The following is a 17,626-nucleotide window of genomic DNA, read 5'->3' on the forward strand; positions in this document are numbered from 1 at the left end:
TGGTTTTGCCGGAGAACAAGCATTGAAATTCACTTTTTGATGCAACAGCTCCGACTGGAAGGCTCAGCCACCCGGAACTTCGATTCCGCGGACTGGGCCTTCTTCATGTGTGTTCGACGAAGGGTTTCCTGATCCTGTGCAGGGGGAAGTCCCAGGGGCGGGTGATGCCTCAAGGCGTCCGCTTGCGTGCCTTGGCGCGTGTGCGCTTGGCCGGGCCGGTGGGGCGTGCCGCATTTTCAACGGGTCGCAAAGCGCTGGCGCAGGATGACTGCAGTGCGGACAGGGCGTCCACATGGGCGATGAAATGTTCCAGGTACACCGGCGACAGCTCCTGCATCCGGGTGAGCGCGCGGTGGACCAGACTGGCGGAGTTGAGTGGACCCGCGTCGGCCGGCGACGGAATCAGGGCCTGGCGTAGCTGGCTCTGGTTGCGGACCTTGGTACAAGCCTGCCGGATTTCGTCGATGACGGAGAGGCCTGGGGCTCCAGCCGGCGCAAGTGACGAGTGCCCGGCAGCAATGTTCGCAGGTGAGCCGCGGGTCAGGGCGCTGACCAGTGCGACAAGTGGACCAGATGAGTCCCGCCGGTCGCGCCGTGCGACATCCTCCAAAGCGAAACCGGTTGCTGCCTCCGTCATCACAGGCCCACGCTCAAGGTCCTGCGCATACGCAGCGACCAGTTCGGCCAAGCGCTGGTCGAGGACGGCGCGTACGGTGCCGCTTTGTGCCGCAGCCCGCCGGTCCAGCGCTTCGATGTGCTGGAATCGCAGTGGAGCAAGGCGGTCGGCACCTTGCGCCCGCCATGCCTCCAGCTTCGAGCGCATGTTCGCGCTGCTACCGCTCATGACCTGTCGCATCGTGCTTCGCCGGCTTGGGCACCGGCGCGATCTCCACGCGCCGGTTGCGCGCGCGGCCTTCCTCGCTGGCGTTGGAGCTGACCGGTTGCTGTGCGCCGAACGCCGCGGCAAACACCGACGACGACGGCACGCCCGCGTCTATCAGCGTACGGGTCACGGTCAGCGCGCGTTGCGCCGACAGCTCCCAGTTGTCGGCGAACTGGCGATTGCTGTCGCTCACCAGCCGGTTGTCGGTGAAACCGCTGACCATCAGGATCTCGTCGCGCGCGCGCAGGTACTCGGCCAACGGGCCGGCCAGCGACTTCAACAACTCGTGGCCCTCCGGCTGCAACCGGTCGGAGTTGAGCGCGAACAGTACGTTTCCGCGGATGCCGATGCGGCCATCCACCAATGTCACCCGGCCCTGCGCCAGCGGCACGGCCAACATCTGTTCCAGCGTGCGCATCTGCCTGCCTGCCTGCTCGCGCTTGCGGACCTCCTCGTCCAGCTGGTGCGAAAGACGCATCTGCACGGCGATCACGCCGACCAGTATCAACGCGAACACGCCCAGCAGCACCGACATCAGGTCACCGAAAGCAGCCCAGACCGCGGTGGTGGCTTCGACGTCGCCGTCGTGCTCCACGCTCATGCCGTTTCCGCCCCGGCGCGCTGCTCGGACAGGTGCTGCAATTCGCCGATGATCTGCTTCTGTGCCAGCATGCTCAGGTCGATGACCTCGCGCGCCTGCGCCACGTAGTACGCCAGTTGCTCGTCGCTGCGCGACAGCGACCGGTCCAGCGCGGCCTCGATGGCCTGCAGGCGCGTGACCAGTTGGTCGTTGGACTCGCCGAAGCGCTGCACCGCCGCGCCGAACGCATCGCCCAGGCTGGCCACTTCGATGGCGCCGGCGGCGATGCGGGTAGCGGCGGCGTCGAGCTTGCCGGTTTCGGCTTCGACGTGCGCGGCGAAGCGGTTGCCCACGCGGTCCAGCAGGTCCGCGCTGGTGGAGATCAGCGCATCGACCGCGGCGCGTTGCTCGGTGGAGGCATGGTTGACCGCGTTGAGCAGGGTGTCGACCGTGGCCAGCAGGCGGCCGCGCTCCTCCAGCACGGCGGTGTCGCGGGCCATGCTGTCGGACAGCCTCTGGCGCAACTCGGCGATGACCTCGGCGGCGGCCTTGGGCGCCTCGGAGGCGGCCTGCACCAGGCGCGAGATCTCGGCGATGGTGTCGCGGGCGTGCGCCTGGGTCTGCGCGGTGATGGCATCGGCGGTGCGGGCCAGCGTGTCGCACAGGTCCTGCTGGCGACTGGCTGCGCGCTCGCCGGCAGACTCCCAGCGTGCGACCAGCGGTCGGGTCATCGCATCGAAGGACTCCGCCCAGGCGACCATGCGTGCCTGCGCGTTGGCGTCGAGGGCGGCGTGCAGTTCGATATGCGACTGCTGCACGGCCTGCACCAGTGCGGCGGCATGTGCCTCGAAGGTGCTGGCAGCAGCTTCCAGTGCGGCCTGGTTGCGTGTGGCCATTTCGGTGCTGGCCGCGGTCTGGCGGGTCACGGCATCCGCCCACGCCGCCTCCTGGCGTGCCGCTGCTTCGGTCGATGCAGCCTCGTGGCGTGTGGCCGCTTCGGACCACGCCGCTTCGTTACGCGTCGCGGCTTCGGTCCATGCGGTGGTTTGACGCACCGCCGCTTCGTCCCACGCCGTCGTTGCGGCGGTGGTGGCTGCATCGAAGCGCGCCGACACGGCGTCCACCACGCCCGACGATCGCTGCTCGAAGCTATCGTTGAAGTGCTCCAGCGTGCCGCGCAGATCGTGCAGAAGTGTCGCGTTGGCCTGGCGCTGCTCGGCGAGCGAGTCGGTCCACAACCCCGCGACGGTGGCCGTGGTGGCCTGGAACTCCGACGCCAGCCCGGCGACCTGCTGCTGTACCGCCTGCATCGCGTTCTCATGCAGCGTGGCGGCGTTGCGCGCAATGGCGCTCATCGTGGCTTCCATCACCGGCTGCAACGCCGTGCCGGTGGCGCGCGCGCTTTCGGATGCGCCCTCCAGCAGTGATTGCTTCACCGAGGCGGCCAATCGCGTGTGCACGGCCTCGGTGCGCTCGTGGAACGCGGCCTGCTGCGCCAGCTGGCGTTCGTTCGCCGCAAGGGACTGCTGCTCCATCCCCGACAGCGTGGCCTGCAGTTGCGCCACCAGCGTCGGCAGGGTGTCCGCCTGGCGCTGCAGCAGCTTGAACATCTCTTCGCGCTGGTGTGGCTGCGAGTACGGCCGCAGCGTGGTCGCAATCGCCGTATCCAGCGCCTGCGCCGCGTCCACCCGCTCACGGCGGGACAACGCGGCCAGCAACCCGAGCATGGCCGACGCGGCCACGCCCGCGATCGAGGTGCCGAAGGCGAACGCCAGGCCCTTTACCGGTGCGGCGATCGACGCGCGCAGGGCTGCAAGGTCCGAGGCGCTTTCCAGCGCCAGCCCGGTGCCGCGCAGCGTGGTCATCATGCCCAGCAGCGTGCCCAGCATGCCCAGCAGTACCAGCAGCCCGACCAGGTACGGCGTCAGTGCCGGCGCCGGCAACGGCGAGCGCCCGCCATCCACGCGCTGGCGCACGGCGTCACGCAGGGACGGATGCAACTGGCCCAGCCATGCGCCCAGCTCGGCGACCGGCTGCGCGGCGATCTCCACCGCGCGCGCCAGGGTGCCGGTCGCCTGCCGGTAGCGACGCAGTTCCAGCGCACCGGTCACGTAACAGGCGGTAATCAGCAGGACCACCGCCAGCGCCAGCAGGTTGGTGCCGAGGTAGCCCGCGCCGATCCAGCCGACAACGGCCAGACCAACGAGGAAAATGGCGGGGTAGAGCAGGTGCTTGGGCATGTCAGGCAGTCACGGTGGAGCGCAGGGCCGCAACAAGGCCCTCGCTGGGTTGCAGTCGGAGGTCCAGCTCGGCCAGCAGCAGGCTTTGCATGTCCTGGCGGAACACGTCGAGCCAGCGGGCCGAAGGAGAGATGGCGTCTGGCGCGGCAGCCGCGGCCAGGTGAAGACGGTCGAAGTGCCGGCATAGCCATTCGGGCAGCGTGGACAGCAGGGCGCGCTCCTGGCGGCCCAGCGCGCGCTCCATGACGGCGTCCATGGCGGCCAGTTGCGCCAGCTCCGGCGCCTGCTGGGTCAGCAGGCCGCGCAGGCGGCCGCGCAGGTGGCTGATGTCGGCGTCCATCACCTGCTGCAGGGCGGCGTGGCGCTGGCGAAAGAAGGTGGCGTCGGGCGATGGGGTGTCCGTGTTGCCGGCGGCGCTTGGCGCGGCAGCGTCCTGTGGGCTGGCAAACGCGCGATCACCCACGATGACCGTCACCAGCGCGGCGCGCACGCGCGCGCATTCACTGCCGTCAAAGGACAGGGTTGCGGTGGCATCGGCGGTGGGCGCTGCTGGCCGGGCATCCAACGCGGAGGACAGCGCCACCGCGTGGGTCCACTCCAGCCACTGGCTAAGCTGGGCGGTCAAGGAGGGAGCGGCGGGGGCGGCCTCGACCTCGCCCAGGCGGGCAAGCAGGCGGTGGAGTGCCGGCGCAGGGCCCCGAAGGGCGTTGTGCACGGGCGGGTCTTGCTGAAAACGCACGATTTTACACGCATATGGCCCGGGCCCGCGTCCTTGGTAGGCAGGGTTGCAAACGAAGGTATCGGCTACGACGGCCGCCTGTTGCATGAGCGACCGCAATCCATCACCGCACCCGTCGTCGAAAAAAGAGGAGGCTTGATGCGCCAGCAAAAAAGCCAAGCCCAAAGGCCTGGCTTTTTCTTCAATCTGGTGCCGGAGGTGGGACTCGAACCCACACGCTTTTAAGGGCGGCGGATTTTGAGTCCGCTGCGTCTACCGATTCCGCCACTCCGGCGCGGGCGAGCAGTATAGCGGAGGCCGTGGCCTCCGTCTGCGGTGTCAGTGCACTTCGTCGGTCTTGAGCGCCTTGCTGGCGCGAGTGAACCATTCGCCGCCCTGTGGCAGGAACATCGAGCAGCTTTCCATCGGCGCCTTGTAGATGTGCAGGGAGATGGCCACGTTGTCACCGCTGGTATTGCGGATGGTGTGGTACTCGTGCGGCGGGATCAGGCTGCCGGCGCTGCCTGGGCCGGCTTGCATTCCGCCGGTGGCGCGGAAGCGGAAGCGATCGCCGTCGGATTCCAGCAACTCGTACTGGGTGATTTCCAGCTCGCCGTCCCACACGCCTTCCACACACCACAGCCCGCAGTGGTCGTGCACCGGAGTGCCTTGGCCGGGGCCCCAGGTCATGGCCACCACGCTGTAGCCGTGCACGGGGCTGCGGTACAACTCCCGGCGGGCGTAGTGGTCGTCAATGGGCTCGTGCACGCACGCTGGCAGTTGCACCTCGTGGTCGCGGATCATGCTGCACAGGGCGCTGCGCAACGCGGCGGTCACCGCGTGCTCATCGCCCGTGATGACAGCGGCGTCCAGGATGGCGACCAGCTTGTCGTGGCCGGGGAAGTCCAGGTTGGGTAGGGCGTTGGCGGTCGCGTGCATATGGCGAAGTGTAACCTGCTCATTGCCGGCCGTTATGTGCAGTGCCGCATCGCACCGCGCCGCGCCGCTCAGATATCGGCCAGGAACCCGCCCACGGCCGGCGAGAACCGCTCGAAATCAACCAGGAACGCGTCATGCCCCTGCGGCGACGGTAGCGGCAGGAAGCGTGCGTCGGTGCCGCCGGCGCGCAGGCCTTCGGCAATTTCCTCCTGCTGCTGCAGCGGGAACAGGATGTCGGTGTGCACGCCGATGGCCAGCGCCTTTTCCAGTTTTATGCAGGCCAGCGCGGCGCGGGCGTCGTCGTCACTGGACGGGCCTTCCCCGCGACCGCAGCCGCCTGGGCAGAAGTCGCCCATGTCGAACCAGTCCATCGACCGGCTCAGGTACAGGTAGGAGTTGGGGTCGAAGCGCCGCACGAAGCGGCGGGCGTGGCCCTCCAGGTAGCTCTCCACTTCGAATTCCAGGCCGAACGGCTCATCGTCGGCACGGTCGGAGTCAAGGCGCACCCGGCCAAAACGCCCATCCCACTCCAGCGCGGAACGGTAGGTGATCACCCCCAGCTTGCGCGCCATGCGCATGCCCGACTCGGGGTAGCGCTCTTCGGTGTAGTCGCCTCCGTTCCAGTTGGGGTCCAGCCGGATGGCCTCGCGTTGCAACGAGCGGATGGCAATGGAGAACGGCAGCGCGCGCGCCGCGCCTGAGATGTTGATATGGCTGCGGGCGATGCCCGGGTGCATGGCCAGCAGCGCCAGCGCGGTCATCCCGCCCATCGAGTTGCCGATGACGCAGGCCAGGCGGTGGATGCCCAGCGCGCGGACCACGTGCGCGGCAGCGTTCGCGCCATCTTCCACCGACAGCTCGGGGAAACCCAGGCGGTACGGCTGCCCGGTGGCCGGATCGACGGACGCGGGGCCGGTGGAACCTTTGCAACTGCCCAGCGAATTGACGCAGATGACGTGCCAGCGGTCAGTGTCGATGGCTTTGCCGGGGCCGACCATGGCCTCCCACCAGCCGGCCGCGGGATTGGCCTCATTGGCGGCGGCGTGCGCGTCGGGCGACAGACCGGTGACGATCAGGATGGCGTTGTCGCGCGCGGCGTTGAGCGTGCCCCAGGTTTCAAAGGCCATCCTGGCCCCGTGCAACGCGCCACCGCGGCGCATCGGGAACGGCGAGGGCAGGTCGATGTAGCGGGTCCCGGGTGGGATGAATTCGGTCATTCCGTGAACTCTGGGCGGTTCGGTGGGCGGGGGCGATCTGCGATTGTCGCAGACACTGCCGCTTACGGCCGAAAGAACACCACGAAGCTGGGAAGCGTCGCGCTCGCTGGCAGCTCCCACCTTATGGATCAAGGGCAATGGTCAACGGCAAGGCGCCCCTTTGCATCAGGGACGCACGCGGTCGATCTTCAGCACCACCGGCGCCTTGGCATCGGTGGTGGTTTGCACGGGGGCGGCTTCCAGGTCGCCGGCCTGTGGCGTGGCAATGCCGGTGATCGACAGGCGTGCACTGATCTCGGCATTGGCCAGGTCGGACAGCTTTTTCGTCGGCATCAGGCTGTCGGCATCGTCCAGGCGCAGTTCCAGGGGCAGTTGCGCCGCGGACACTTTCTCGGCGGCGACCGGGATCGGCGGGCCGCCTGGCTCGCGGGCCACGACGAACAGGGTGGCGCCGGCGGGCAACTTCGCGCGCAGGGCGTCGGCCAGTTCCACTTTCACCGTGATGCCCTTGCCGCTGGCGGCGACGGGTGCCGGCGCGGCGAGTTCAGGTAGCCCGGCCTCGACGCGGGCCGCGTTGATCTGTGGGCGCAGGGTGGCGGCCACGTTTGGCTCCACGATGGCCAACAGCGGTTCCCACGTCTTCGCCGCGTCGGCGGCCCGGCCGGCTTGGCGCTGGGCGATGCCGAGGAACCAGCGGGCGCGCTGGTGCATGGGCTGTTTCCCAAGGGCGTGGCGCAGCATCTGCACCGCCTTGTCGTCGAAGCGGTGGTCCTTGTCGGCATTGGCACGCGCTTCGGCGGCGTCGGTCAGCAGGTCCGCTTCGTCTGGCGCCACGGTCACGGCGCGAGCGAGGGCGTCGCGCGCGTCGGTATGGCGGCCTTGTGCGGTATAGGCGCGGGCCAGCAGGCGCCAGCCGTCGATCTCGCTCGGGTCGTCGGCCAGCTTGGCCTCCAACTGGGTGATGGCCTCGTCCAGCGTCTGCGGGGTGCGGCGTTGAGCCTGGTCCAATGCGCGCGGCGTGCCGACGGCGAAATACAGCGCGCCCGTCATTACCAGGGCTGAGGCGAGCATCGCCACGCCAGTCAGCCGGTGTGCCTTAAACACCGGGCGCAGCACGTACGCCAACACCATCAGTACCAGCGCCAGGCTGGCGACCACGAATGCGCTCATCACCACTCCTGATCGTCTTCGGGGGTATTGGCCGGGGTACTGCGGGTCGGGTCACCGGGTTGTGCCTTGGTGCGCTGCTGCGTGGAACGGCGGCGCACGATGCCCGCCACCACCAGACCACCCGCCAGCAGCACCACCGCCGGGCCAAACCACAGCAGCCAGGTCTTGGATTCCACCTGCGGGCGGTACAGCACGAACTCACCGTAACGTGCGACCAGGAAGTCCTTGATCTCGGCGTTGGACTTGCCCCGGCGCATCAGCGACAGCACTTCGTGGCGCAGGTCCACCGCGATCTGTGCGTTGGAGTCGGCCAGTGACTGGTTCTGGCACATCACGCAGCGCAGTTCGCTCACCAGCGCGTGGAAACGCGCTTCTTCGGCCTCGCCGTTGAACTGGATGGGCGCGGGGTCGGCGGCGACCTGCGCTCGCGCCGGATTCGGCGCGAGCAAGGCAGAAAGCAGCAGGGCAGCGAGTGCGAGCACGGGCAGCACGTTGCGCCGCGACTTCGCAGCAACGTCCGGCGCGCACCGGCCGGATGCAGTCGTAGCCTTCGATGCCGGCATGCATGGCCGGAACACGATCCCCGTGGTCATAGCGACACCCCGGTGGGAGTGGTTTCCACGTCCTGCAGCACCGGCAGCAGCTGCTTCTGGATCACGTCATCCGTCAGCGGCCCCACGTACTTCCAGCGGATCATGCCGTTGGCGTCCACGAGGAAAGTTTCCGGCGCGCCATAGATGCCCCAGTCGATGGCGACCTTGCCTTCGTAGTCGGCCAGCACCAGCCAGTAGGGGTTGCCGAATTCGTCCAGCCAGCGCAGCGCGTCGGCGGGCTCGTCCTTCCAGTTGTAGCCCAACACGCGCACGCGCTTGGTTTCGGCGAAGCGGGTCAGCACCGGGTGTTCGTCACGGCACGCCGGGCACCAGCTGCCCCACACGTTGAGCAGGTATGGCGCGCCGCGCAGCTCCTGCGAGGTCACCATGCGCGAGGGTTCGTGCAGTACCGGCAGCGAGAACGCCGGCGCCGCCTTGCCGATCAGCGGAGACGGCAGTGCCTCACGGTTGGGGTTTCGGCTGAGCAGCACGCCCACGCCGAGCAGCACGCCCAACAACGCGACGAAGGCCAGCGGCAGCCAGCGCATCGCGCCGCGCTTGGGGGAGGGCGAGGAACTCATCGTGCTGGCTCCGCAGCGGAAGACGTGTGCGCAGGCGTGGCATTGCCGGGAGTAGGCGCGGCCGAAGCCTGGGTCGCGATGGCGGCTGCGGGCATGGGCGGCGTGTCGGTTGCCGGCAACGGCGGCCGCACACGTTCCGTGCCGACGCGGCGGAACCGCTTGTCGGCCGCAGTGACGAAACCGCCCAGCATCATCAGCAGCGCACCGAACCAGATCCAGCGCACGAACGGCTTGATGTGGACCCGCACAGCCCACGCGCCACCGCCGAGCGGTTCGCCGAGGGCCACGTACAGGTCCTGGGTGATGCCGGGGCGGATGGCCGCTTCGGTCATGACCTGGCCGCCGCTGGCGTAGGCACGCTTTTCCGGGTGCAGCACGGTAACCACGCGGTCGTCGCGCAGCACGGTGACGGTGCCGCGGTCGGCCTCGTAGTTGGGGCCTTGGCTGTGCGCCACGCCATCGAGGCGGAACTCATAACCGGCCACTTCCACCGATTTGCCCGGGGCTACGGCCACTTCGCGCTGCTGGTTGAGGCCTTCCACCAGCAATGCGCCGACCAGGAACACCGCGACACCAGTGTGGGCCAGGATCATGCCCATCATCTCGGCGGTGAACCGCTTGCCATTGGACTGCAGGCGTGTCCACACGAAGCGTGCGGTGCCGGCGGCCACCCATATCGCGCCGGTCACGCCCAGCGCCACTTTCCAGGCCCCTTGCGGTGCCATGAAGTACGCGGCGAGGCCGGCGACCACTGCCAGGACGGCCCACGGTGCCAGCATGGCCAGCGGCCTGGAAGGCTGGTCGCGCTGCCAGCGGGTGATGGGCCCAAACGGCAGCAGCAACACCAGCGGTGCCATCAGCAGCATGAACATCAGCGCGAAGTACGGCGGACCGACCGAGATCTTGCCCATCTCCAGCGCGTCGGCCAGCAGTGGGTACAGCGTGCCCAGCAGCACCATGGCGCAGGCGGTGGTCAGCAGCAGGTTGTTGGCCAGCAGCAACGTCTCGCGTGAGCAGGCTTCGAACGGCTTGCCCTCATCGTCGCCGCCTGGCGCGCGCAGGGCGTAAAGCAGCAGCGAGCCACCGACGATGATGCCGAGGAAGATCAGGATGAACAGACCGCGCGACGGATCGGCGGCGAACGCGTGCACGCTGGTCAGCACGCCCGAGCGCACCAGGAACGTGCCCAGCAGCGACAGCGAGAACGTGGCGATGGCCAGCAGCAGGGTCCAGCCGCGGAAGCTGCCACGTTTTTCGGTGACGGCCTGCGAGTGGATCAGCGCGGCGCCCGCCAGCCACGGCATGAAGCTGGCGTTCTCCACCGGGTCCCAGAACCACCAGCCGCCCCAGCCCAGTTCGTAATACGCCCACCAGCTGCCCAGGGCGATGCCCAAGGTCAGGAAACCCCACGCCACGTTGGTCCACGGCCGTGTCCAGCGCAGCCAGCGTGCATCCACGCGGCCGTCCAGCAGCGCGGCGATGGCGAACGCGAACGGCACCGAGAAGCCCACGTAACCGGCATACAGCATCGGCGGATGGATGATCAGGCCGGGGTCCTGCAGCAGCGGATTGAGGTCGCGACCTTCGGCGGCGGCCGGAAGCAGGCGCTCGAACGGGTTGCTGGTGAAGATCAGGAAGGCGAGAAAGCCCACGCTGACCCAGCCCATCACCGCCAGCACGCGGGCCATCACGTCATCGGGCAGGCGCTTGGACCAGAACGCCACCGCAGCGGTCCACAACGCAAGCACCAGCGCCCACAGCAGCAGCGAGCCCTCGTGCGAACCCCACACCGCCGAGTAGCGGTACATCATCGGCAACAGTGAGTTGCTGTTCTTGGCCACGTAGGCCACCGAGAAATCCTGCACCACGAAGGCCCAGGTCAGCACGGCAAAGGCCAGGCCCACCAGCAGCAGTTGTGCGTAGACGGCCGGTCGCGCCACCGCCATCCACGGCGCGATGCCGCGTTGCGCACCCACCAGCGGCAGGGTGGCCTGCAGTACCGAGACCAGCAACGCCAGGATCAGGGTGATCTGGCCAAGTTCAGGCAGCATCGTTCGTGCTCCGGCGCATGCGGCGCATCAGTGGAGGGCGGCCCGCGATGTGGGGAGGCGGCTGTCTCAATTCGCGGTTCCGGGGCTGGCCGCGGCATCGGCGGCCGGTTCGGCCACGTTGTGCTTCTTGTGTGCCTGGCCCATCTTGTCGGCGACTTCCTTGGGCATGTAGTTCTCGTCGTGCTTGGCCAGCACGTTCTCGGCGACGAAGCGGTTGCCGTCCATGCGCCCGGTAGCCACCACCGCCTGGTTCTCGCGGAACAGGTCGGGGAGGATGCCGGTGTAGACCACGGGCAGGATGTTGTCGCCGTCGGTCACGTCGAAGTGCGCTTCCATGGAGCCTTCGGCACGCTTGAACGAGTCCTTGGCCACCATGCCGCCGAGGCGGAATCGTGCGTGCTTGCCGGCCTCGCCGGCCTTCACTTCGCTGGGGGTGTAGAGGTAGGCGACGTTGCGCTGCAGGGCCATTGCCACCAGGGTCGCGGCCAGGCCGGCCGCCACCACCAGGGCAAGGATCCACAGCAGGCGTCGGCGACGGATCGGGTTCATCGGGTCAACTCATCGGACGGCGTGCGGGCCACCTCGCGCTTGGCGCGCTGGCGGGCGTTGTTGATCTCGCGGCGGATCTGCATGCGGGTGGCGACATAGTCCCACCCGAGCACGACCACGAAGACCGCGAAGGAGGCGATGACGTAGTTCTGGTAGCTCATCGGGCGCGCTTCCGGCTGTCGGGGCCGACACCGGCCAGGTCCGCGACCCATGACTTGCCGGCCTCGCGGCGCAGGTTGTCGGCACGGGCGCGGGCGAGCAGGGCGCCGATGAACCACAGATTGGTGCCGACGATCATCCACCACAGCGGCGGCATCATCGACGGGTCCATGGCCGACTCACCAAACACGCGGATGGTCTGGCCCTGGTGCAGCGAGTTCCACCACACCACCGAGTAGCGGATGATCGGCAGCAGCACCACGCCGACGATGGCAAGGAAGCCGGCGGCGCGTGCGGCGGCACGGCGGTCGTCGATGGCGTTGTACAGGCCGATCACGCCCAGGTACAGGAACAGCAGGATCAGCTCGGTGGTCAGGCGCGGGTCCCAGTCCCACCACGTGCCCCACATCGGCTTGCCCCAGATCGAGCCGGTGGCCAGGGTGATCAGGGTGAAGGCCGCGCCGATGGGGGCGCAGGCCATGGCCAGGATTTCGGCCAGCTTGATACGCCAGACGAGCGCGATGACCGCATACACCGCCATCAGGCCGAACACCGCCATGCTCATCCACGCGCTGGGCACGTGGATGTACAGGATGCGGAAGCTGTCGCCCTGCTGGTAATCAGAGGGCACCTGGAACAGCGCGCCGTACATGCCCACCGCCATGACCAGCAACCCGAGGCCATAACCCCACGGCGCCCAGCGCGCGGCAAAGCGGTCGAAGTAGGGGGGCGAACCGAGTTTGTGGAACCAGAGGACGATCGGATTCATGCGTTCAGGTCGCGCTCCGCGCAGGCGCGGTGCGCCGGTTGTGTGGGGCCATTGTCGCCCAGTCAGCGGGCGGAGCGTTGATGCACCTCAATTGAGCGCGATCCGGATGGCCGTGGCGGCGGCCAAGGGCGCCAGCAGGGCCGTGACGACCAGGCCGGCGGCCAGCATCAACAGCGCGCCGATGGGGTCCAGACCCTGTGCCGACGCTGCCACCGCACCCGCGCCGAACACCAGAATCGGCACGTACAGCGGCAGCGCCAGCAGCGCGACTAGGATACCAGAGCGCCGCATGCCGACCGTCAGTGCGGCCACCACGGCGCCGAGCAGGCTCAGCAAAGGCGTGCCCAGCGCCAGCGACGCCATCAGCACGCCCAATTGTTCGCGCGGCAGGTGCAGCAGCTCACCCAGGAACGGGGCGGCGACCAGCAGCGGCAGCGCGGTCGTGGCCCAGTGCATGAACGTGCGCACGCCCACCAGCCACGCCAGCGGGACCGGGGCCAGCATCCACTGCTCCAGCGAGCCGTCCTCGGCATCACCGCGGAACAGGGTGTCCAGCGCCAGCAGGCCGGCCAGCAGCACGGCCAGCCACAGTACGGCGGCGGCGACTTTCGACAAGGCCTGCGGCTCGCCACCCAGACCAAGCGCGAACAGCACCACCACCAGCAGCGCGAACAACGCCGGCTGGAACGCATCGCCACGGCGGCGCCACAGCAGGCGCAGGTCGCGGGCCATCAGGGCCTTGGCCGACGAGGCCAGGCCGGGGGCGTGGTGGACGGGGCTCATCGGTAGCCCTCCGTGCGCTGGCGCTCCAGGGTGAGCAGGCGGGTGCGCACCGGCGGCGCGGCATAAGCGCCGTGGGTGGTGACCAGCGCGGCGCCGCCTTCGCGCAGGTGCGCCTGCACCATGCGGTTGACCAGTTCGATGCCCTGCAGGTCGAGGTTGGCGTAGGGCTCGTCCATCAGCCACAGCGGCGCGGGCGAAAGCCACATGCGGGCCAGTGACAGGCGCTTCTTCTGCCCGGCCGACAACTGGCGTGCGAGGGCGTCCTCGTAGCCAGCCAGGCCGACTACGGCCAGCGCATTTTCTGGCGACTGGGTACGGCGACGGCCCTGCAGGCCACCCAGGAAGTCGAGGTTCTCCATCGCGCTCAGGTCGGCCTTCAGACCCGGCAGGTGGCTGAGGTAGGCAATGGCGCGGGCGCGGCGCGAGGCCTTGGCACGCTCACCATCGATGTCGATCTCGCCTTCGTCCGCACGCAGCAGTCCCGCCAGCACCCGCAACAGGGTGGTTTTGCCGGCGCCATTGCCGCCCTGCACCAGCAGCGCTTCGCCAGCGTTGACTGAAAAATCGAGGGGCCCGAATACGGGCTCGTCATTGCGCGCGAAGCGCAGGCCGCGGGCTTCGAGCAGCGGCGGGACAGGTCGGTCGGGAGGCGTCATTGGCGGGAATTGGGCGGCCGTCGGGCCGCGATCCCGTCATTCTACCCAGTCGATGTGCGCGGCAGGGGGGACGTGGGGCGGGCGGGACAGGTACATCTTGAGCCGCACAGGCCGGCCCTGGTCCCAGTGCAGCACGCCGGCCTGGCCGAACTCGTGGGCCAGGGCGTCCAGCATGTGGGGTTCCAGCCCTGCCACCAGCCAACCGGATTCGCGCCAGTCGCCGCTGGTGTCCTCGGCCCACGCCGGTTGATGTGGTGCGCCGATGGCCTTGAGTTGCGCCACCAGCGACGAGTCCGCTCGCTGGTTGGCCGCATCGGAAGTGGGACGCGAGGCCGGGTTCCAGGCGGTGATGAAGGCATAGTGCATCGCTGGCCAGTAGGCTTCCACGTCGCCGGCAGCGCTGCCGACCTTGAGCCGGAAGGTGTCGCCATCCAGGCGCACGGCATAGTCCGCCTGGGCGTAGGCAGCCGCGAGTTCGCCGGCGTCGACGATCTGGACTTCGCGCATCATGTGAGTGTGGCGTGAAACTGGGGTGTCGGGCGGGCCGTTCGTCGGCGTTCCTGGCCGCGCAGCGGTCGGTCATGGGGGCTGGATGCGGACCCGGCGCCACGGTCGGCACGAAGCGTGCACAGGTTATCTATCGCTTCATTCGGATTGATGGGTGGAATTTACGCGTCGGCTTTCCGTACACTTCGCTCTTCTCTTTGCATCCTTGGACCCCGCCCGCGCGATGACCGCCCCCCGCCCCCCCGAGACCAAGCTGCCCAAGGTGGGCACCACCATCTTCACCGTCATGTCGCAGCTGGCGATGGAGCACGGTGCCGTGAACCTGGGGCAGGGATTCCCGGACTTCGATGTGCCGGCACGCCTGGTGGAAGCGCTGGCCCGGGCCATGCGCGAAGGCAAGAACCAGTACGCGCCGATGACCGGCCTGCCGGTGCTGCGCCAGGCCATCGCCGACAAGACCGAGCGTTGTTACGGTTACCGGCCGCACGTCGATGCGGAGGTCACCGTGGTCTCGGGCGCCAGCGAGGCGATCTTCGATGCCATCGCCGCGGTGGTGCGCGCCGGGGACGAAGTGATCGTGCTGGACCCGTGCTACGACTGCTACGAGCCGGCGATCGACCTGGCGGGAGGCGTCGCGGTGCACGTGGCACTGGATCCCGTGACCTTCGCCCCGGACTGGGCGGCGATCCGCGCCGCGGTCACGCCGAAGACCCGGCTGCTGATGATCAACAGTCCGCACAACCCGTCCGGTGCGATGTTCAGCGCCGACGACATCGTCCAGTTGACCGCGCTGTTGCGCGACACCGGCATCTATCTGCTCTCGGACGAGGTGTACGAACACATCGTGTTCGATGGCGCGCGCCACGAATCCGTGCTGCGTTACCCAGAACTGCGCGAGCGCGCGTTCGTCGTGTCCAGTTTCGGCAAGACCTACCACTGCACTGGCTGGAAGGTGGGCTACTGCATTGCGCCGGCCGCGTTGTCCGCCGAGTTGCGCAAGGTGCACCAGTACAACACCTTCTGTACCTTCACCCCGGCGCAGGCCGCGTTCGCCGAGATGATCGAGGCCGAACCGGAGCACTACGAAACGCTGGGGGCGTTCTATCAGGAAAAGCGTGACCGTTTCCGCGAGCAACTGCTGACCACCAGGCTGAAGCCGCTGCCGGTCCCGGGCGGGTATTTCCAGCTGGTGGACTATTCAGCGGTCAGCGACCTGGACGATGTCGAATTCTGTCGCTGGCTGACCGTGGAGAAGGGCGTCGCCGCCATCCCGCTGTCGCCGTTCCATGCGGCGCCGCCGAAGGGACAACGCCTGGTGAGGCTGTGTTTTGCCAAGAACGAAGGCACCCTGGATGCCGCCATCGCGCGCCTGCAGGCCCTCTGACAAACCGCGATAATCGCACCATGGCCTGGCGCGCCGGCGCCGGGCGCCGCCTGTTGCAGAGGACTTTCCCATGCAGGACCTGCGCGTCTCCATCGTCCAGGGCGATACCCGCTGGCACGATCCCGCGGCCAACCGCGAGTACTACGGCCACCTGATCGCGCCGCTGCACGGCACGACCGACCTGGTGGTGCTGCCGGAGACCTTCACCAGTGGTTTCAGCAACGACGCCATCGGCAACGCCGAGGGCATGGACGGCCCGACCGTGGCATGGATCCGCGAACAGGCGGGGAAACTGGGCGCCGCGGTGACCGGTAGCGTGCAACTGCGCGCCGAGGAGGGCGTGTTCAACCGCATGCTGTTCGCCACGCCCGAGGGCGCGTTGCACACTTACGACAAGCGTCATCTGTTCCGTTATGCGCGGGAGCACGAGCGTTACGCCGCCGGCCGCGAGCGGCTGACACTGGATTGGAAGGGCTGGCGCATCTGTCCGCTGGTCTGCTACGACCTGCGTTTCCCGGTGTTCTCGCGCAACCGCCATGACGTGGAGCGCCCCGGCCAGCTCGATTACGACCTGGCGCTGTACGTGGCCAACTGGCCGTCGGCGCGCAATTACCCGTGGAAGACGCTGTTGCGCGCACGCGCGATCGAGAACCTGTGCTACGTGGTGGGCGTCAACCGCGTCGGTACCGACGGCAATGGCCTGCACTACAGCGGCGACAGCGCGGTGATCGACTTCCTCGGCCACCCGGTCAGCGAATGCACGGACGAGGAGATGGTCGTGACCACCACCCTGCAGGCTGCGGAACTTCGGGCGCACCGCGAGCGCTTCCCCGCCATGCTGGATGGGGATGCGTTCGAACTGCGCTGAGTCATTCCACGCCGACGATCCGGACCGACAATCGCCGGCTCATTCCTCGAGCGTGAAGCCTACCTTCAACGTCACCTGCCAATGGGCGACCTTGCCGTCTTCCACATGGCCGCGGACATCGGTCACGTGGAACCAGCGGATGTCGCGGATGGTCTTGGACGCACGTTCGATGGCGTTGCGGATGGCTTCGTCGCTGCTGGTGCGCGAGGAACCGGTCAGTTCAACCGACTTGTACACGTGTTCGCCCATGGCGGTGCGCTCCGGGAGAGGTGCTGCGTTGGTCCGCGATCCGCCGGTGGTCATGCCCCGTCGTCGCCGGATGGCCTGATCCTACACCGCTGCCGTGGTGGGACATGTTCGCGGTGCGTGAACGCGATGGCGGCCCTTGCAGGCCACCCGCGTCGGCCGACATACGGCGCAGGCAGGCGTCGCGCGCGGGACTAGACTGCAATCACCGCCACAGCCACCGCTCCCCCGTGTGGAGGATCCCGCCATGACCACCCAACGCCTGGAACAATTCCTGCGATCACACGACGTTCACTTCGACACCGTGCCGCACGACCACGCCATCACCGCGCTGGACACGGCGCGACGCGCGCACCTGACCGGCCGTGACATGGCCAAGACGGTGGTGGTGAAGCTCGATGGACGCCTCGCGATGGCCGTGATTCCGGCCAACGAATGGGTCAGCCTGGAAGCCTTGCGACAGGCCACCGGCGCACGCAGCGCCAGTCTGGCCGGCGAGAACGAGTTCAACGACCGCTTCCCCGAATGCGAAGTCGGGGCCATGCCTCCCTTCGGCAACCTCTACGGCATGGAGGTCTACGCCGCCGACAGCCTGTCGCGCGGACAGGACATCGCCTTCAACGCCGGCAACCACCACGAACTGGTGCGGATGGGCTGGAACGACTTCGAGCGGCTGGTGCATCCACGCATCATGTCGATGACGCGGCACTGACTGCCGGAAAGTACGAAGGGC

20 protein-coding genes and 1 tRNA gene are annotated in these 17,626 nt (G+C 68.1%); 3 read left to right on the forward strand and 18 right to left on the reverse strand.

Annotated features, from left to right (window positions below):
* Positions 1-169: 169 nt before the first annotated feature.
* The 17 genes from IP93_RS04770 to IP93_RS04850 all read right to left on the reverse strand — a co-directional run bounded on the left by IP93_RS04770 (position 170) and on the right by IP93_RS04850 (position 14,395).
* Positions 170-844: a DUF2894 domain-containing protein gene (locus IP93_RS04770; protein ID WP_158636271.1), complete on the reverse strand. Its 675-nt coding sequence runs from the start codon at positions 842-844 to the stop codon at positions 170-172.
* On the reverse strand, positions 834-1,484 hold the full coding sequence (locus IP93_RS04775; protein ID WP_144812698.1) for an OmpA family protein: 651 nt from the start codon (positions 1,482-1,484) through the stop codon (positions 834-836). Before IP93_RS04775 ends, IP93_RS04770 begins: the two co-directional genes overlap by 11 nt.
* Positions 1,481-3,703, reverse strand: a complete 2,223-nt coding sequence (locus tag IP93_RS04780; protein WP_144812701.1) for a DUF802 domain-containing protein — start codon at positions 3,701-3,703, stop codon at positions 1,481-1,483. The genes IP93_RS04775 and IP93_RS04780 overlap by 4 nt, the downstream gene beginning before the upstream one ends.
* A gap of 1 nt (position 3,704) precedes the next feature.
* Positions 3,705-4,529, reverse strand: a complete 825-nt coding sequence (locus IP93_RS04785; protein WP_144812704.1) for a DUF3348 family protein — start codon at positions 4,527-4,529, stop codon at positions 3,705-3,707.
* 100 nt (positions 4,530-4,629) lie between these two features.
* A tRNA-Leu gene (locus IP93_RS04790) sits at positions 4,630-4,716 on the reverse strand.
* A gap of 44 nt (positions 4,717-4,760) precedes the next feature.
* Complete coding sequence (locus IP93_RS04795; RefSeq protein WP_144812707.1) at positions 4,761-5,360, reverse strand: cysteine dioxygenase family protein; 600 nt, start codon at positions 5,358-5,360, stop codon at positions 4,761-4,763.
* A gap of 68 nt (positions 5,361-5,428) precedes the next feature.
* Positions 5,429-6,577, reverse strand: a complete 1,149-nt coding sequence (metX, locus tag IP93_RS04800; RefSeq protein ID WP_144812709.1) for a homoserine O-acetyltransferase MetX — start codon at positions 6,575-6,577, stop codon at positions 5,429-5,431.
* Positions 6,578-6,742: 165 nt separating this feature from the next.
* Positions 6,743-7,747: a tetratricopeptide repeat protein gene (locus tag IP93_RS04805; RefSeq protein WP_144812712.1), complete on the reverse strand. Its 1,005-nt coding sequence runs from the start codon at positions 7,745-7,747 to the stop codon at positions 6,743-6,745.
* Positions 7,747-8,229 carry a cytochrome c-type biogenesis protein gene (locus tag IP93_RS04810; RefSeq protein ID WP_242006745.1) on the reverse strand — a complete coding sequence of 161 codons (483 nt, stop codon included), beginning with the start codon at positions 8,227-8,229 and terminating at the stop codon, positions 7,747-7,749. Before IP93_RS04810 ends, IP93_RS04805 begins: the two co-directional genes overlap by 1 nt.
* A gap of 107 nt (positions 8,230-8,336) precedes the next feature.
* Entirely contained in the window at positions 8,337-8,921 is a 585-nt protein-coding gene (locus IP93_RS04815) for a DsbE family thiol:disulfide interchange protein (RefSeq protein ID WP_144812715.1), read from the reverse strand.
* A complete protein-coding gene (locus IP93_RS04820; RefSeq protein WP_144812717.1) occupies positions 8,918-10,972 on the reverse strand; it encodes a heme lyase CcmF/NrfE family subunit in 2,055 nt (684 codons plus the stop codon). The genes IP93_RS04815 and IP93_RS04820 overlap by 4 nt, the downstream gene beginning before the upstream one ends.
* Positions 10,973-11,038: 66 nt before the next feature.
* A complete protein-coding gene (ccmE, locus tag IP93_RS04825) occupies positions 11,039-11,521 on the reverse strand; it encodes a cytochrome c maturation protein CcmE (RefSeq protein WP_144812720.1) in 483 nt (160 codons plus the stop codon).
* Positions 11,518-11,682: a heme exporter protein CcmD gene (locus tag IP93_RS04830; protein WP_144812722.1), complete on the reverse strand. Its 165-nt coding sequence runs from the start codon at positions 11,680-11,682 to the stop codon at positions 11,518-11,520. The genes ccmE and IP93_RS04830 overlap by 4 nt, the downstream gene beginning before the upstream one ends.
* Positions 11,679-12,449: a heme ABC transporter permease gene (locus tag IP93_RS04835; protein WP_144812725.1), complete on the reverse strand. Its 771-nt coding sequence runs from the start codon at positions 12,447-12,449 to the stop codon at positions 11,679-11,681. The genes IP93_RS04830 and IP93_RS04835 overlap by 4 nt, the downstream gene beginning before the upstream one ends.
* Positions 12,450-12,536: 87 nt before the next feature.
* The gene (gene ccmB, locus IP93_RS04840; RefSeq protein ID WP_144812728.1) at positions 12,537-13,232 is read right to left on the reverse strand and encodes a heme exporter protein CcmB; all 696 of its coding nucleotides are present in this window, start codon (positions 13,230-13,232) and stop codon (positions 12,537-12,539) included.
* On the reverse strand, positions 13,229-13,888 hold the full coding sequence (ccmA, locus tag IP93_RS04845) for a heme ABC exporter ATP-binding protein CcmA (RefSeq protein ID WP_144812729.1): 660 nt from the start codon (positions 13,886-13,888) through the stop codon (positions 13,229-13,231). Before ccmA ends, ccmB begins: the two co-directional genes overlap by 4 nt.
* Positions 13,889-13,924: 36 nt before the next feature.
* Positions 13,925-14,395, reverse strand: a complete 471-nt coding sequence (locus IP93_RS04850; protein ID WP_199747095.1) for a DUF3293 domain-containing protein — start codon at positions 14,393-14,395, stop codon at positions 13,925-13,927.
* 223 nt (positions 14,396-14,618) lie between these two features.
* Between IP93_RS04850 and IP93_RS04855 the strand changes: the two genes are divergently transcribed.
* Together IP93_RS04855 and IP93_RS04860 are read left to right on the forward strand one after the other, a co-directional pair.
* Positions 14,619-15,779 carry a pyridoxal phosphate-dependent aminotransferase gene (locus IP93_RS04855; RefSeq protein ID WP_144812735.1) on the forward strand — a complete coding sequence of 387 codons (1,161 nt, stop codon included), beginning with the start codon at positions 14,619-14,621 and terminating at the stop codon, positions 15,777-15,779.
* 70 nt (positions 15,780-15,849) lie between these two features.
* Positions 15,850-16,647, forward strand: a complete 798-nt coding sequence (locus IP93_RS04860) for an amidohydrolase (protein ID WP_144812737.1) — start codon at positions 15,850-15,852, stop codon at positions 16,645-16,647.
* A gap of 39 nt (positions 16,648-16,686) precedes the next feature.
* Here IP93_RS04860 and IP93_RS04865 read toward each other — a convergent pair whose 3' ends face one another.
* A complete protein-coding gene (locus tag IP93_RS04865; RefSeq protein ID WP_144812740.1) occupies positions 16,687-16,896 on the reverse strand; it encodes a dodecin in 210 nt (69 codons plus the stop codon).
* 244 nt (positions 16,897-17,140) lie between these two features.
* Between IP93_RS04865 and IP93_RS04870 the strand changes: the two genes are divergently transcribed.
* Positions 17,141-17,605, forward strand: coding sequence for an aminoacyl-tRNA deacylase (locus tag IP93_RS04870; protein WP_144812742.1), 465 nt, complete (start codon positions 17,141-17,143; stop codon positions 17,603-17,605).
* Positions 17,606-17,626: the final 21 nt, after the last annotated feature.

Source organism: Aerolutibacter ruishenii (genome assembly GCF_007830115.1).
Taxonomy (GTDB): Bacteria; Pseudomonadota; Gammaproteobacteria; order Xanthomonadales; family Xanthomonadaceae; genus Aerolutibacter; species Aerolutibacter ruishenii.